At 43.5% G+C, this 17,555-nt stretch carries 11 protein-coding genes; 9 read left to right on the forward strand and 2 right to left on the reverse strand.

Annotated elements, in window-relative coordinates; genetic code table 11:
- Window positions 1–42 precede the first annotated feature (42 nt).
- Window positions 43–900 (reverse strand): AraC family transcriptional regulator, encoded by an 858-nt coding sequence (locus ACLI1A_RS10720; protein WP_411408648.1) that lies wholly within the window; start codon window positions 898–900, stop codon window positions 43–45.
- A gap of 176 nt (window positions 901–1,076) precedes the next feature.
- Between ACLI1A_RS10720 and fucP the strand changes: the two genes are divergently transcribed.
- The 5 genes from fucP (at window position 1,077) to ACLI1A_RS10745 (ending at window position 6,518) form a co-directional block, all read left to right on the forward strand.
- Window positions 1,077–2,381, forward strand: coding sequence for an L-fucose:H+ symporter permease (gene fucP, locus ACLI1A_RS10725; protein WP_411408649.1), 1,305 nt, complete (start codon window positions 1,077–1,079; stop codon window positions 2,379–2,381).
- A 14-nt stretch (window positions 2,382–2,395) separates the two neighbouring features.
- On the forward strand, window positions 2,396–4,036 hold the full coding sequence (locus tag ACLI1A_RS10730) for a UxaA family hydrolase (RefSeq protein WP_411408650.1): 1,641 nt from the start codon (window positions 2,396–2,398) through the stop codon (window positions 4,034–4,036).
- A gap of 78 nt (window positions 4,037–4,114) precedes the next feature.
- Entirely contained in the window at window positions 4,115–4,879 is a 765-nt protein-coding gene (locus ACLI1A_RS10735; protein ID WP_411408651.1) for an SDR family NAD(P)-dependent oxidoreductase, read from the forward strand.
- A 10-nt stretch (window positions 4,880–4,889) separates the two neighbouring features.
- Window positions 4,890–5,738: a fumarylacetoacetate hydrolase family protein gene (locus ACLI1A_RS10740; RefSeq protein WP_411408652.1), complete on the forward strand. Its 849-nt coding sequence runs from the start codon at window positions 4,890–4,892 to the stop codon at window positions 5,736–5,738.
- The gene (locus ACLI1A_RS10745; RefSeq protein WP_411408653.1) at window positions 5,739–6,518 is read left to right on the forward strand and encodes an SDR family oxidoreductase; all 780 of its coding nucleotides are present in this window, start codon (window positions 5,739–5,741) and stop codon (window positions 6,516–6,518) included. It begins immediately after the preceding gene.
- 2 nt (window positions 6,519–6,520) lie between these two features.
- Here ACLI1A_RS10745 and ACLI1A_RS10750 read toward each other — a convergent pair whose 3' ends face one another.
- A complete protein-coding gene (locus ACLI1A_RS10750; RefSeq protein WP_411408654.1) occupies window positions 6,521–10,477 on the reverse strand; it encodes a two-component regulator propeller domain-containing protein in 3,957 nt (1,318 codons plus the stop codon).
- Window positions 10,478–10,847: 370 nt separating this feature from the next.
- Here ACLI1A_RS10750 and ACLI1A_RS10755 point away from each other — a divergent pair, with 370 nt between their 5' ends.
- The 4 genes from ACLI1A_RS10755 (at window position 10,848) to ACLI1A_RS10770 (ending at window position 17,542) form a co-directional block, all read left to right on the forward strand.
- Complete coding sequence (locus ACLI1A_RS10755; protein WP_411408655.1) at window positions 10,848–13,868, forward strand: SusC/RagA family TonB-linked outer membrane protein; 3,021 nt, start codon at window positions 10,848–10,850, stop codon at window positions 13,866–13,868.
- 21 nt (window positions 13,869–13,889) lie between these two features.
- Complete coding sequence (locus tag ACLI1A_RS10760; RefSeq protein WP_411408656.1) at window positions 13,890–15,416, forward strand: RagB/SusD family nutrient uptake outer membrane protein; 1,527 nt, start codon at window positions 13,890–13,892, stop codon at window positions 15,414–15,416.
- A gap of 73 nt (window positions 15,417–15,489) precedes the next feature.
- The gene (locus ACLI1A_RS10765; RefSeq protein ID WP_411408657.1) at window positions 15,490–16,512 is read left to right on the forward strand and encodes a glycoside hydrolase family 43 protein; all 1,023 of its coding nucleotides are present in this window, start codon (window positions 15,490–15,492) and stop codon (window positions 16,510–16,512) included.
- Window positions 16,513–16,516: 4 nt separating this feature from the next.
- On the forward strand, window positions 16,517–17,542 hold the full coding sequence (locus tag ACLI1A_RS10770) for a family 43 glycosylhydrolase (protein ID WP_411408658.1): 1,026 nt from the start codon (window positions 16,517–16,519) through the stop codon (window positions 17,540–17,542).
- The last annotated feature ends 13 nt before the right edge of the window (window positions 17,543–17,555 follow it).

A 17,555-nucleotide genomic window follows, 5' to 3' on the forward strand; every position in this document is an offset into this window, starting at 1 on the left:
ATAAAAAGGCAACCCTTTGCATTTTATGTTAACAAGTAAGAATTAAACGTATTGCTTTTGATATTTTAAGGGCGTAGTATCCATAACATCCTTAAAGCATTTATGGAAGCTGGCCGTATTCTGGAAACCGCATAAAAAACATATCTCTTTTACGTTCATCCTGTTTTCTATTAACAATCGGCAGGCATGTCCTACACGTATTTCGTTTACAAATTCAGTGTAGGTTTTTCCTGTACGTGATTTAAAGAATTTACAAAATGCACTTTCGGTAAGCTGTATTAATGCTGCAGCTTCCTTGAGCTCTATTTTACGACGGTAATGCTTTATGGTAAAGTTGTATATACTTTGCAGGCGGTCTTTTTCAGTAACAGCAAAATCAGCTTTAAAACCAATAGAAACAAGCTGTTGTTTATTCTTACACTGGGCAATTTCCAGCAAAGCCTCAAGCAAAAACAATATACGTTTTGTACCACTGGCTTTTACAACTTCCACTACACTATCGGCAATCTTCTTATTGGGACTTTCCAATGAAACCCCTCTTTCAGATAACTCTATAAGTCTTGATAGCTCAGAATTTTCCGGAAGCCCGAAAAAATCCCTGCCCAAAAAGTCTTTTTTGAAATGCACCACATATACCTCTACCCCGGCGGCATCGCCATCAAAAAAACTGTCGTCAAACTGCCAGTAATGCGGCAGGTTACTGCCTATCAGCGCCATATCGCCATCGGTAAAAGTGCTTATGCTGTCGCCAATAAACCGGGTACCGCTTCCCTTTTTAATGTAAATAAGCTCCAACTCGTCATGGTAATGCCAGTGGTTGTTTACATCGGGTTTGATATCCAGGCGTGCGCTGAACGATTCGGTACCGCCACGGGTTATGCTAAGGTAATGGGGTTTCATAAAAGTGAACTATTTATGCTCATAATAAGCCATAGCCACAATAATACGATAATTTAGTTTACTATTTAGACAATAAGGCTTAATTTTAACCTTGGTGTTTTCTTTTAATTTGTATTTCCCTGCAAACGATTTAGTGCGTTACAGCGGGCACCTAAACTATAAAACTACAGCAGCTGATGCAGCAAACATCTAAAGTAACCCTGACGGAAACGCAGGGCAACAGCAAAAAATATTTGTTCCCCCTCATACTGGTTACCAGCCTGTTCTTTTTCTGGGGGTTTATCCACAACCTGGATCCCATCCTTATCCCCCACCTGAAAAAAGTTTTTACGCTGAACGACCTTGAAACCGCCTTTGTCGATTTTTCGGTATTTATAGCCTACTTCGTTATGGCATTACCTGCGGGTTATTTCATGCGGAAATACGGCTATAAGAACGGTATCATCCTTGGCTTGGGGCTGTTTGCAGCAGGCTCGTTCCTGTTTATCCCGGCGGCAAATACACAACAATACATATTTTTCCTTGGGGCACTGTTTGTCATAGCCTGTGGGTTGGCTTTTCTGGAAACCGCTGCCAATCCATACGTTACAGTATTGGGCGCAGCCGAAACCGCTACACAAAGGCTTAACTTTTCGCAGTCGTTTAACGGGCTTGCGGCGTTCCTTGCACCGGTTATCGGCGGGAAGTTCATCTTATCTGAAGCCACCTATACCGAAGCACAATTGGCTGCAATGCCCGTTGCCGAAAAACATGCTCTATTGGTACAGGAAGCCTCTACAGTAAAAGGCCCGTATATGGTACTGGGCATCCTAATCTGCATTATAGCCATACTGTTTATGGCTACAAAACTACCCGATATTAAACACGAAGAAACCGAAGAGCAGCCATCAACCATAAAAAAAGCCCTTACACACAGCCACCTGCGCTGGGCCATAGTAGCACAGTTTTTCTACGTAGGTGCACAGGTATGCGTACTGAGCTTCTTTATCCGCTTTGCCACCATGTCGGCAGGCATTAGCGAGTCTGAGGCTACGTGGTATGCAGGCTTTGCAGGGCTGGCCTTTATGCTGGGGCGTTTCGCAGGCACGTTTTTCATGCAGTTTGTAGCACCAAACCGCCTGCTTATGCTGTATGGGCTTATCAGTATGGGGCTGTCGCTTGTAGCCATATTCGGCAGCGGTATGGTTACCGTATACGCGCTTATTGGCATCGCATTTTTTATGTCGGTTATGTTCCCTACCATATTTTCACTGGGCATCAGCGGCCTTGGCCACGATACCAAGCTCGGCTCATCGCTTATAGTAATGAGTATCGTAGGCGGTGCATTTTTACCGCTTGGCCTGGGGTATATATCAGACCTTACCGGAAATATACAATACGGCTATCTGGTGCCGCTGCTGTGCTTTACTGTGGTATTTATATATAGCTGGAAATTCTGGATGCCAAATACTGATAAACTTAAACCTGAGACTAAAAATTAGACTATTACCCCACTATGAAGAATGTTGTTTTAAAAATCAATGCCGCCGATAACGTGCTCGTAGCCCTTCAGGATATTCCTGCCGGGACTACCGTGCAGTATGAAGGGCAGGCATACACCACCATCGAAGAAATCCCTGCAAAGCACAAGTTTTTTATGCACGACATGAAAACCGGTGATGAAATAACCATGTATGGCGTACTTGTGGGCAAAGTGCAGTATGATGTGCCTGCCGGTGCACGTATGAGTACCGACAATACCAAGCACGCCGCCGAACCCTATGCGTATCGTGAAACCAATTACGAGTGGCACGCGCCTGATGTAAGCAAATTTGCTAACCGCACCTTTAACGGTTACCACCGCAGCAACGGTGATGTGGGTACGGCCAACTACTGGCTGTTTATCCCGACCGTTTTCTGTGAAAACCGTAACCTCGATATTATTAAAGAATCGCTGTACACCGAACTGGGGTATGCGGTAGATGATAAATACAAATCGTACACGCATAAACTGGTAGAGGCTTTTAATAAAGGTGAGGATATTGACAAGGCAGGGTTTGACGTTTCACCTGCACCAAAGGCCAATCGTCTGTTTAAAAACGTAGACGGTATTAAATTCCTGAACCACCAGGGAGGCTGTGGCGGCACAAGACAGGACTCTGAAATACTTAGTAAGCTATTAGCTGCTTATGCAAACCACCCGAATGTGGCCGGTGTTACGGTACTGAGCTTGGGTTGCCAACACTTGCAGTTAGCTGATTTTAAACGCGACCTACATAAACTAAATCCGGACTTCGATAAACCATTGTTGTTTTTTGAACAACAAAAATCGGTTAGTGAGGAACAACTGGTACAAAATGCTATTAGAGATACCTTTAAAGGACTGATAAAAATTAATAAATTTGAACGTGCTGAAGCACCTTTAAGCAAACTAACCGTTGGCGTGAAATGTGGCGGCAGCGATGGTTTTAGCGGTATTTCGGCAAACCCTGCGGTGGGGCATTGCGCCGACCTGCTTGTAGGTTTGGGTGCAAAGGTACTATTGGCAGAATTCCCTGAACTATGCGGCGTAGAGCAAGAAATGATAGACCGCTCAGTAGACCGCCCTACCGCAGAAAAATTCATCCACCTGATGAGTACTTACGATGCATTGGCACACAAAGTGGGTTCGGGTTTCTTTATGAACCCTTCGCCGGGTAATATTAAGGACGGCCTTATTACCGATGCCATTAAATCGGCCGGGGCTGCTAAAAAAGCCGGTTCGGCACCTGTGGTAGACGTGCTTGATTATACCGAGCCTGTAACCAAACCAGGGCTTAGCCTGGTATGTACTCCCGGTAACGACGTAGAAGCTACAACCGGTAAAGCCGCTGCGGGTGCTACGCTGATATTGTTTACCACCGGGCTGGGTACGCCTACGGGCAACCCGGTATGCCCTACTATTAAGGTGGCAACAAACAGTGCTTTGGCACAACGTATGGCTGATATTATAGATATTGATACTGGCCCTGTAATCAGCGGGGAAAAAACCATACCCGAAATGGGCGAAGACATACTGGAATATTGCATTAAGGTAGCCAGCGGCATTGAAATACCTAAGGCGGTGCAGCTGAACCAGGATGATTTTATCCCATGGAAGCGCGGAGTGAGCCTTTAATTGATTATTTTAAATTTTGAATTTTAAATTATTTGGTTGCCTTCATACCGAATTAACGAATAAACAAATTAACATAAAATGTTTAAATTGAATAATAAAAAGGCGGTGGTAACCGGCGGTGGCAGCGGTATAGGCCGTGCTATTGCGGTACTGCTTGCCAAACAGGGTGCCGAAGTGTTTATCTTTGAAATAAGCGAAGAGAATGCGGCGGATACTTTGGCAGAAATAACCGAAAACGGTGGCAAAGCTGCTGTAAAAGTTTGTGATGTAGCAAGCCAGGAAGCGGTAATAAATGCTTTTGAAGCTGTGGGTGCACTGGACATACTGGTAAACAATGCCGGTATAGCGCACATTGGTAAGGCAGATACTACGCCTGAAGAAGATTTCGACCGTATTATGCGTGTCAACGTAAAAGGTGTGTACAACTGCCTGTATGCCGCTATACCGCAACTGCTTAAGGCAAATGGCGGTGTTATAATCAACATGGCATCTATTGCGGCGCACGTGGGGTTGCCTGACCGTTTTGCCTACAGCACTGCCAAAGGCGCCGTAAAAGCCATGACCCTGAGCGTAGCAAAGGATTATATAGGTGAAAACATCCGTTGTAATTCTATTTCTCCCGCAAGGGTACACACGCCGTTTGTAGATGGCTTCCTGCAAAAGAACTACCCTGATAATATACCGGAGATGTTTGATAAGCTATCAAAAACGCAACCTATAGGCCGTATGGCAAAACCTGATGAAATTGCCGCTCTTGCGCTGTATCTTTGCAGCGACGAGGCTTCGTTTATTACGGGTGTAGATTACCCTATAGATGGCGGATTTATTACATTAAACAACTAAACACACCATTATGAAATTAATACGATTTGGCGAACCGGGTGCCGAACGCCCTGGAGTAATTGTAAACGATAAACGCTACGATGTATCGCACCTTGTAGCAGATTATAACGAAGCTTTTTTTGCAGGCGATGCCATTGAAACCCTGAAACAGGAAGTGGAAAAAGGCGGCCTGACGGAAGTACCTGCCGATGTAAGGCTTGGGGCAGCACTGGCACGTCCATCAAAAATTATTTGCGTAGGGCTTAACTATAAAGACCACGCCGCCGAAACAAACGCGCCTATCCCTGCCGAGCCGATACTTTTCTTTAAGGCTACATCTGCTATTGTGGGGCCGAACGATGATTTGGTTATCCCGAAAAACAGTACCAAAACCGACTGGGAAGTGGAGCTTGCCATTGTTATAGGTAAAAAGGCCAGTTATGTAGAGCAGGCCGATGCCCTAAACCACGTGGCGGGCTACGTGCTGCACAACGACTACAGCGAAAGGGCTTTCCAGATAGAACGCAACGGGCAGTGGGTTAAGGGAAAAAGCTGCGATACATTTGCCCCGATAGGTCCGTGGATTGCAACACCTGACGAAATTGAAGATGTGCACAACCTGCGCCTGTGGCTTACCGTAAACGGACAAATAATGCAGGATGGCAATACATCTAACCTTATTTTTGATGTGCCTTTTATAGTAAGTTACATCAGCCAGTTTATGACGTTGCTTCCGGGCGATGTTATTACTACCGGTACTCCTGCCGGCGTGGGACTTGGCCAGAAACCTGAGCCTTGGTACCTGAAGCCGGGTGATGTGGTAGAACTGGGTATAGATGGCCTGGGAAGCAGTAAGCAAAACGTAAAAGCCTACGAATAAATGGATTTATATCTAAAGGATAAAATAATTATAGTAAGTGGTGGCGCCAGGGGTATTGGTGCCGCCATTACCAAAACCCTGGCGGCTGAAGGTGCCATACCTGTTATCATAGGCCGTGACGAAAACCACAATAAACTTTGTGTAGAAGAAATTACTACCGTTGGTGGTAGAGCATTTTATGTAACCGCAGAGCTTACCGAACCCGAAAACTGTAAAAAAGCTGTTGAACAGGTTTTGGAACAATTCGGGAGGATAGACGGACTGGTGAACAATGCCGGGGTTAATGACAGCGTGGGCTTGGAAAACGGGAGCTATGAAGGCTTTATAGCATCATATCACAAAAACGCCGTACACTATTATTTACTTGCGCATTACGCACTACCGGCTCTAAAATTAAGCAAGGGTGCCATTGTAAACATAGGTAGTAAAACCGGTGAAACCGGGCAGGGAGGCACATCCGGGTATGCTGCTGCTAATGGCGCACGTAATGCCCTTACCCGTGAATGGGCTGTGGAATTGCTCACCTATAGCATACGTGTAAATGCTGTGATTGTTGCCGAAGCATGGACCCCGCTGTATGAAAGCTGGATTAGTACGTTTGACAACCCTCAGGAAAAACTGGATGCCATTACGGCCAATATACCTCTTGAAAAACGAATGACCCGTACTGAAGAAATTGCCAATATGGTTGTCTTCTTGTTATCGGAAAGGTCGTCGCATACAACAGGACAACTGATACACGTAGATGGTGGTTACGTACACCTGGACAGGGCACTATAGCCTTACTCCTCACCTTCTGTTTTCTTAGCCTCTTTTTTATGGCCTCGCTCAAATTCTGAAGGCGTCATTCCAAAATGCTTCTGGAAGTTTCGGCCGAAACTGGTCTGCGATTTATAACCCACGGTTTCGGCTACCTCATATATTTTTAGGTTGGCGGTTTTTATGAGTTGGGCTGCTTTTTTAAGCCTGCTTTGATTAATAAGCTCGTTTGGTGACAACCTTGAAATTTCCCTGATATTTCGGTACAGCGTAGAACGGCTCATATTCATATAGTCTGCCAGTTTATCTACATTCAGTTCCTGGTCTTTCATGTTCTCCTCAATTACTTTATCGAGTTTTTCCAGGAAGCCCTTATCAGGTACCGATTCGGCAAGCGACTTTAAGTGCGCCAATGGCGAACTTGATACATGCCCGAAAATATTCCTGCGGTTTGCAATAAGGTTAGATATCTGCACCAGCACATGATCCATAGAAAACGGCTTGGTTATGTAAGCATCTGCCCCAGATTCCAGTCCTTCAATACGGGCATTCAGCGCGCTTTTAGCAGTAAGTAGTATTACCGGAATGTGGCTTGTTTTCTCGGTTTTCTTAATTTCTCGGCACAGCTCAATGCCATTCTTAATCGGCATCATTACATCGCTAATTACCAGATGTACATCGTGCTTGGCAATCATTTTCAGTGCTTCCTCACCGTTACCCGTAAGGATTACATTATAAGTTTCAGCCAATTCCGAAAACAGGAAATCGGCAAGTTCTTTATTGTCTTCTGCTACGAGTATTACAGGCGCTTTCTTACCGAATTTTTCGGTAACAGTATCGTCCTTACCGGTACGAGTTACTTTTATGGTGGTAAATTCCTCGCTTTGATGCAGTGGCAGGGTCAGTACAAAAGCATTCATATCGGTTACGGTTTCATCTATGGCAAGAGTACCATTATGCAACTCTACCAACGAATGTGCCAATGAAAGCCCTATACCGGTACCGTTACTTTTAGAATCGCCGGGTAACCTGAAAAACGGCTCAAATATTTTCTTGTGCAGTTCGGCCGGAATCACCGGACCGTCGTTCTTTATTTCAACAACAAAGGCATTGTCGCCGTCGCGCAGGGTTATTTTTATTTCTTTTTGTGAATATTTTACCGCATTGCTGAACAGGTTACTCAGCACTTTACGGAATGCTTCTTCATCTACAAATGCAAATACGTCTTCCGAGTCCTTTATCATTTCAAAGCGTAAACCTTTGTCCTGTATCAGCTGACTGAATCGTAAATACATTTCATCGAGTAACTCGGCAACATTTACTTGCACGAAACTCAGTTTAATGTGCTTCATTTCTGCCTTACGGAAATCGAGCAACTCGTTAATCAGGTTCAGTAATCTAGAGGTATTCTTCTCCATAATACCAAGGTTTCTTGGTATCTCCGGGGATTTGTACTTTTCCTTTAACAGCTTTTCAAGCGGGCTTTTTATCAGCGTAAGCGGTGTGCGTATTTCGTGGGCTATGTTAGTAAAGAATTCTATCTTGGCTTGGTAAATTTCTTTTTCTTTTTCATTTTCAAGCTGCTGTATGCGCTGGTTGTTTTTATCGTGGGTGTAACGGTGGTAGTACCTCAGGGCAAAATACCCCATTGCCACCAGCATTACAAAATATAAAAAATACGCTATTTTACTGGCATAGAACGGTGGCATCACGGTAATATTAAGTGTGCGGTACTCCTCGCTCCATACCCCGAAACTGTTCAGCGCTTTTACCTTAAATACATAGTCTCCTGCGGGCAGCTCAGTAAAGTTGACTTCGTGGTTTTTGCCCAGGGCTATCCAGTTATCGTTTAGCCCCTCCATTTTGTACCAGTACTGCGTCATGCCTGTAGAGGTAAAGCCCAGCGAGGCAAACTCCAGCCTGAACGACGATTGGTTGTTGGTCAGCGTTATGGCATCCGAAAAAATAACCGACTTGCTCAGCGGCGAATCTTCCCCGCCTACCGAGACCTCTTTATTATTGATAAAAATATCGGTGATGTACAACGGCGGGCTGTACATATTCTTGGTAAACGTGCCTGGGTTAAAACTGATAAGCCCCTTAACACTGCCAAAATACATTTGCCCGTCACTATCCTGGAATGCCGAACAGTAATTGAACTGGTCGCTTAGCAGCCCGTTTGATTTGGTAAATACCTTAAGGTCTTCTTTCTCGGGATCAAATTTCAGCAAGCCGTTAGAACTACTTATCCACAACATATGATGACGGTCTTCTAATATGGAGTAAATAACATTGGCAGGCAGGCTATTTTGCCGTGTAAAATGCCTAAATGTATTCTTTTTGCTATCCAGAAGATTAAGTCCGTTTTCTGTTGTAACCCACAATCGGTTTTTACTGTCTTCAAAGATTCCGTTTATCTCATTACAACTCAGGCTTTTTTTATTGTTTCGCTCATAGCGGTAAAAGCCTTTTTTACGCGTTTTGGGATTGTAATAATACAAGCCATCCCAGTAGGTACCCGCCCAAAGTGTGCCGTTGTGGTCTTCAAGGAAATAAGTATAGTGATAGTTTTCCGGAAAACCCTGCACTACTGTAAATGAATCAGTTTGCGGTATATACTTATGAATGCCCCGTGAAGTAAGCACATATATATCTTTAGCCTTTGTTTGATAGATATAAAAAATAAAATCGCTACGCAGACCACCCTTGCCCTCGCCCATACCATAATGACGAATTACCCTACCTGTAGGTATGTCCATAACATCGAGTCCGTGCTCAAAGGTACCTATCCAAAGTTCATTACCACGTGCCAAAAGCCCATGTATGTTATAATGCGAAAGATTGCCTTTAGCCACGCCGGGAGTATAATTGGTAAACATCCCCGTTTTCAGGTTCAGTTTATTAAGTCCGGCATCTTCCGTACCTATCCAAAGGTTGCCATAATTATCTTTTTCTATTTCACGTACTGCATTTCCGCTAATAGAGTTTTCACCTACCATAGGGAAATATCTCTCAATTGGTGTAAACGGTTTGGGATAATAATTGACCCCACCAAAATAAGTGCCTGCCCATACACCTCCCTCTTTATCTAAAACCAAACAGTATACAGCGTTGTCTGAAAGGGAATATGGATCGGCATAATTCTTTTTGAAATGTGTGTATGTGTTTTTCTTAGTATTATATACAAAAACACCTGATTCGGTACCAATCCATAACCTGTTATTTCCTACAGGAAGAAAATCACGCACAAAAAGTGGATTTTCCGACGAAGATAATAATGATGTAACACTACGCTTTTTGAGATTGTAACGAAATGCTCCGTTGTCCTTAGTACCTATTAATATTCCATCATTTCCATCTGTAGCCAGTGCAGTAATGGTAAATTTATTATCATTGAGAGCTACTTCTTGAAATGAATTGTTGTCGGGTACATATTTATATATTGTTTCTGCAGAAGATACAAATACATCTCCCTTGGCATTGTGTGCTATAAAGGTGGAAAAAAACTGGTCGTACTTTTCGGGACGGATTTTGGCATTTCCTCCGGGCAATTTGAAAAGGCTGCCGGCCGCAATAAACCACAAATTACCGTCTGTATTGCTTTCTACATCCAGTATAGGCATATTACGGGTAGCTTCTATTAGATTAAAGGACTCCGTTTTTTCATCGTAGCGGAAAAGCCCTGTATCAGTACCCACCCACAAATAGTCCTTAAACTCGTACAGGCACCTGATAAAATTACTACCTATACCTGAAGTGTCTCCCGGTACATGCTGAAATGTCTTAAATGTATAGCCATCGTAGCGGTTAAGGCCATCCTTGGTTCCAAACCACATAAAGCCCTTACTATCCTGGAGCATACAAATTACAGAATTGTGAGAAAGACCATCTTCAACCTGTAAATGTTTAAATGAAATGTTTTGTGCATATGTAATTGCAAAAACAAGCCAAACCGCTATGTACTTAAATCCGTTCTTCATACACCACAAAAATAATTCATTATAACGTTTTCGAAGCTATACAATACGTGTCATTTCTCCACAATTCTGTTCACAATGCATTTTTGACTTTAGATTATTTTAACATTGACACGTTTTGAACAAAAAATGAAATAGATTAGCCAACATTCTTCCGTCTAAAATATTCTACTTTGGAAAACGAAACAGTTGGCAATTTTTTAGTTACTTAATTTTGATATTCATAAAAAGGTTTACCCAAATTTGCTCAATCGGCAAAATGCAAAAAAAGGTGACTTATTATATATTGATAAAAACAACTGAATAAGACACCAAACTGTTTCACCAAATTGTACCAAACCTTAATTAAACATGATTTCTTAAATCAAACCCTATGAGAAACATTACAAAGCAAATTTTAAACACCAGGTACTTGCTGTTTTTTGCCTTACTCCTCGTGCAGCATGTTTTTGCACAAGGCGGGCAGGTATCGGGTACAGTAACACTTAAAGACGGAAGTCCTGCCGCTTTCGCAAACGTTGTCGTAAAAGGTACTGCCACGGGCGTATCTACAGACATGGATGGTAAGTATACCATAGAAGCAGCACAAAATGCTGTTTTAGTAGTAAGTTATGTGGGCTACAAAGCACAGGAAGTACCCGTAAACATGCAAACTACAATTAATGTACAACTGGAAGAAGATGTGACCACACTCTCTGAAGTAGTAGTGGTAGGTTACGGTACACAAAAGAAGAAGGATCTTACCAGTGCCATATCTGTTGTAGAAGCAAGCCAAATACAAAAAAGGCAATCTACGACAGTAGCAGAAAGCCTGCAAGGACTTGCTACAGGTGTAAGCGTACGCGGTGGTGGCCAGCCGGGCCAGGAAGCCAAAATTGAAATCCGTGGTCTTAAGAACCTGCAAAATGCTAACCCGCTTTATGTAATAGATGGTAACATTACTACAGCTAACCGTGATTTTAACCCTAACGACATTGAGTCGATACAAATACTTAAAGATGCAGCTGCGGCGGCAATCTACGGTTCGCGTGCGGCAAATGGGGTTATTATCATCACTACAAAAAGGGGTAAAAGCGGCCCACTTAAAATAGAGGCTTCCTCTAAGTTAAGCATTACAACAGTGCCAACGTTTGACCTTGCAGGAAGGGACGAGTTTATAACCTTAAACAACATGGCTTATGACAATGCCGGCAACACAAGGCCAAATTACTTACCGGATGTAAATACCGACTGGCAGAAAGAAACGTTCCGTACGGGTATGATACAAGACCAGAACGTAAACTTCTCGGGCGGTGGTGAAAACTCTAATTTCTTTATGTCTGCCAACTATTTTGGTAACAAAGGAACTGTTATAGATACCGACTTTAACAGGGTATCGTTCCGAGTAAACAGTAGCGGCAAAAAAGGCATTTTCAGTATAGGTGAAAACCTTGCCCTGAGCAACTCAAAGGCTAATGAAACTGCCGGTGGATGGCCAAGTGGTAACCCGTTTTTTGATGTAATCAGGATGATGCCTACCATACCTGTGTATGATGATGCTAATCCTGGCGGCTATGGATATGGTCAACAAGGCGGTTCTGAAACCTTTGGTACAAACCCTGTAGCATTTGCAGACCTTATTACACAAAATGTTGAAAACTTCCGTGTAAGAGGTAACGTTTGGGCTGAACTAAAACCTTGGGAATGGCTTAAATACCGTTTTAACGCAGCATATGAAGGCAGCTTTGATTACTATAAATTCTTGCGCAAAGAAGGTAACTGGACACTTAACCAGGCGTATGACCCTGCGCTTATGAACCAAAACAGGGCTCGCTATGACAATACCCTACTGGAACACACACTTAGCTTCAGTAAAGAATTTGGTAAGCACTCTGTAACTGCGGTAGCCGGTACCACGTATCAAAAAGCACTATACCAGCAAATAAATGGTGGTAAACGCAATCTTGTGCTAAACCCGGTAACAGGCGAATACTATGATGTACTAGACTTGGGGAATACCCCTACTGTAGGTGGCTACAGAACAGAATCTTTACTACTTTCTTATCTTGCAAGGTTTGAGTATAACTACGATAACCGCTACCTGCTAAACGCAGTAATACGCCGTGATGGTTCTTCTAAATTCAGTGAAGCTAACAGGTGGAATAACTTCCCTTCGGTTTCTGCAGGATGGAGAATTAATAACGAATCGTTCTTTAAAGTAAAAAATATTAATGAACTTAAGCTACGTGTAAGCTACGGTGAACTGGGTAGTGGTAACATAGCCGATTATGCTTACATACCTACCATAAACACACAGGGTGCAGTAGTATTTGGTACCGGACAAGCGCTGCAACAATCGTCTATACAGGTACAGCTTGCTAACCCTAACCTAAAGTGGGAGACACTTAAACAAACAAACTTTGGTTTTGACCTGGGTATGTACAACAACAGGCTTAATGTAACAGCCGATTACTTTATAGCACGTACAGAAGATGTACTTTTCGGCTTCCCGATACTAAACAGTACAGGTAACGATGGTGGTAACCCAATATCTAATGCCGCTACAGTACAAAACAAAGGTTTTGAATTTAACATTGGCTACAATGATAAAATAGGCAAAGATTTTAACTGGAACGCCAACATTAACTTTACAAAACTTCAAAACAAACTTGTATCACTGGGTAACGGACAAAACCAAAGCTTTAGCGGTAATACCGTAACCCGCGACGGTGAACCTGTAGGTATGTGGTATGTACTGCAAACAGATGGAATTTTCCAGAGCCAGGAAGAAATAAACAACCACGTAAACTCTGATGGACAAGTAATACAGCCAGATGCAGTACCGGGCGATATACGCTATAAAGATATAAATGATGACGGCCAGATAACAAATGCCGATAAAATTGTAGACGGCAGCCCGTGGCCAAAATTTGAAATGGGCTTTAATGCCGGTTTTGATTACAAAGGCTTCGATTTTTCTATGAACTGGATAGGCTCATTTGGGGCAACGGTTTACAGTGCACAAAGAAGTATACTTGAAGTGGTGGACGGCCAGCACAACTACTTGGCCGGCACACAGCCATGGACACCTGAAAACCCAAGCACAACCACGCCAAGGGCAAACAGGGGTACAACGCTAACTAATCGTGGCGATTCTGATCGTTTCCTTGAAGACGGAAGCTTTGCAAGGCTTAAGTACATAGGGTTTGGTTATACATTCCCTAAAGAATGGGTATCTAAAATAGGTTTTGACCGTGCACGTTTCAGCGTTTCAGCACAAAACATCATTACCATAACTAAATATTCAGGCCTTGACCCGGAATTTACAAACGGTAACATATTTGAAAGAGGCGTAGACTTTGGATCATTTCCTAACGTGCGTACCTATTCAGTAGGGCTTGAATTTGGTTTCTAATCAGAAAAAACAATTGCAACAATGAAAAAAATATTATTATACAGCACACTATTGGGGGCCATGCTGTTTTTGGGCTCATGCGAGAACGAACTTGAGCAGGAAAACCCTAACGCACTTACCACATCACAATTTTGGCTTTCGCCAAGTGATGCCGAAGCAGGTGTAAACTCTATTTATGCCATGGCTTATAAAGATGGGCTTTGGGCCAGGTGGATATATTTCAGGCTTGACCTTACATCGGATGAAGGTTTTAGTAAAAGTCCTTGGATAGAGCTTGCTGACTGGACACGCTTTAAATATGTAAACTTTAATTTTTGGGAGGGCAACGTAGTTACCTACAGGGATACCTACAAAGCTATTTTCCGCTGTAACCAGGTACTGGCCAATGTACCGAACATAGAATTTACTGATGCAACTCGCAAAGAGTCGATATTAGCAGAAGCCAAATTCTTAAGAGCACTGCACTATTTCTATGCTGCTGAGCTTTGGGAAAACATCCCTATGGTGCTAACACCTTCATTACCTACAGACCTGCCAATGCAGGCTACAAAGGAAGAAGTTTTCACTCAGGTAGAAACCGACCTTAACGAAGCATTTAATGCACTCCCTACTTCATGGGATGCTAATAACGTGGGTAGACCCACAAAAGGTGCCGTAAAAGGCTTGCTTGCAAAACTGTACATGCAGCAACACCGCTGGAGCGATGCAAAAACAGCCATGGACTACCTTATAAGCGGGCAGGGCGTTTCTTACAGCCTTGTTAGTAATTATAAAGACAACTTTACTGATGCTAATGAAAACAACTCTGAGTCGGTATACGAAATACAGTTTGGTAACCAACGCTTGGGTGGTACCGGTGAAGATGCTACGGCAGCTGTATCCAGCAACAGGGCACAGTTTTTTGCTCCACGTGGCATTGGATGGTCAGACGGACAGGCACGCCACTGGGTAGTAGACCTTTTTAAAGAGGAACCTAACCTAAACGGTGGTATAGACGAGCGACTGCGTCATACCCTGTTTTATGCAGAACTTGAGGCAGACTTTGGCGACCTTATTTACAACAGACATTGGCAATGGGATGCTGATGAAGCTTTCTTCCGTAAAGGACAAAGGGATTATTACCGCACTAATGAGGACTACTACAGCCAGGTAAACTACAGGCTGATACGTTATGCCGACATACTGCTTATGTATGCCGAAGCACTTAACGAACTGGGACAAACTTCAGAAGCTTACCAGTATGTAGATATGGTTCGTGCCAGGGCAAATATGGCTCCTCTTGCTACCGCACACCCTGAAATAGGCAACAGTCACGACCTGTTCCTGGCCCGCCTTAAAAAAGAGCGTGTACTGGAACTGTGTGGCGAAAGCGTACGCTGGCTGGACCTAAAACGTTGGGGTGACCTTGAAACTCAGGCTAAGGTAGATGAGATTGCTACCCGCGATGCCGACTTTAACAACTTTGTGGTAGGTAAAAGCATACGCATGCCGTTACCGCTAAGTGAGGTACAAAACAACCCTAACCTTACACAAAATACAGGCTACTAATTAATTTGATATTTCCTGAAGCGGTTTTGAGTTAGTACCGCTTCAGGATATTTTTAGTAAAAAGACAAAACCTATGTTACACAATTTGCTGAAAGTTACTACGCTGTTTTTCTGTGGTATTGCTTTAGCGCAGCAACCTAATCCTGCCGGACAGGTAAAAAAGGGCGAAAAACCAGTAAACCAGGCCTATCTTTTCGCGCACATGACGCATGAAGACTACGGCAGCCTGTACTACTCGGTAAGTACCGACGGGTTACATTGGCACAAACTGAATGCCGGAAAGCGTGTTTTTGAGGAATATCACGGACATCCGGACATTGCCAAAGGGCCGGACGGCAAATACTACATAGCCGGTAATGCCAGCGATGCATCGCCGGACATAAACATATGGGTATCGGCAGATTTAATAACCTGGAAAAAACACAGCACCTATACCCCGAACCTTAAGGCTACGCCGGGTTACAGCGAAGCCATGCAACGCATAGGAGCGCCAAAACTGTATTATGATGCGCCTTCGGGCAAATTTATAATGACATGGCACACGCCGCACCTGGACGGCACTAAGGAAGACGGCGAACGCTACTGGGCAAGTCAGCGTACGCTTTACGTACTGAGCAGCGACCTGAAAACTTTTGATGGGCCGCCACAAAAACTGTTCGACTGGAACTTTGGTACTATAGATGTAAGTATTCGAAAAATTGGCGACAGTTATTACGCCATACTGAAAGACGAAAGCTACCCTACCCTATACTGGACTACCGGTAAAACAATCCGTATAGCCAAGGCACCTGCGCTTACAGGGCCTTATTCGTTACCGGGTAATTCCATAAGTCCTAACTTCAGGGAAGCTCCTACCCTTGTGCCTTCGCCAAACGGCAAAGCGTGGTATATGTACTACGAGCAGTACCCGGGAGTATCGTACGGACTGTCTATTGCAGATAACCTTAACGGTCCATGGTACCAGGCATCGGGCTATACTTTTTACAGCGACTGGGACAAATACAGTCTTCCTGCGCACGTAAGGCACGGATGTATGATAACCATATCGTCTGAAGAGTATGATGCATTAGTGAAGAAATTTGGAATTGAAAAATAATATAATGAAAAGAAGACTATTGCTGTCGGCACTGTTTATATGTGCAGGCATGTTTGCACAAAAAAAGACATTTAACAATCCACTGCTTCCGTCGGGTGCAGACCCTTACAGCACCTACCATAATGGGTATTATTACTACACCCACACACTGGGAAACAAACTGATGCTGTGGAAAACCAAAAACCTGGCCGACCTTAAAAATGCCGAGAGCAAGCTGATATGGACTCCCCCTACCGGTACTGCTTACTCTAAGGAAATATGGGCGCCTGAGTTCCATTTTATCAACAATAAATGGTATGCCTATTTTGCAGCCGATGATGGTGATAATAATCATCACCGTATGTATGTACTGGAAAATAGCTCACAGGATCCGTTTAAAGGTACGTGGGAGTTTAAAGGTAAAATAGCTGCCTCTATAGACCGCTGGGCCATAGACGGTGATGTATTTACATACAATAACCAACTGTATATGATATGGAGCGGCTGGGAAGGCGATACTAATGTGCAACAAAACATTTATATCGCTAAAATGTCTAACCCATGGACAATAGAAGGTAACCGCGTTTTATTATCTCAGCCTACATATGCATGGGAAAAGCAAGGTGACCTGAATGATGCCGTAAACCCACCACATGTTAATGTAAACGAAGGCCCTCAATTCCTGCAACATGGTACGGACCTGTTTATCATTTACTCTGCCAGTGGATGCTGGACTGATTTTTATGCACTGGGTATGCTGCGACTTACCGGAACCGACCCAATGGTACCGCAAAACTGGCACAAAAGTGAACAGCCTGTATTTGCAAAAAGCGAAACAAACAGCGTATATGCTCCAGGACACAATTCATTCTTCAAATCTGCAGACGGCAAGGAAGACTGGATACTGTTTCATGCCAATGACAATCCCGGCGAAGGTTGTGGCACAAAACGCTCGCCCCGCATGCAAAAAATAACCTGGAATGCCGACGGGACACCAAACCTGGGCATCCCTGTATCAAACAAAGAAACTTTACAAATTCCATCTGAATAAATTCTAAAAAACC

The sequence above is a fragment of the Flavobacterium sp. RHBU_3 genome (assembly GCF_046613565.1).
Lineage (GTDB): Bacteria > Bacteroidota > Bacteroidia > Flavobacteriales > Flavobacteriaceae > Flavobacterium.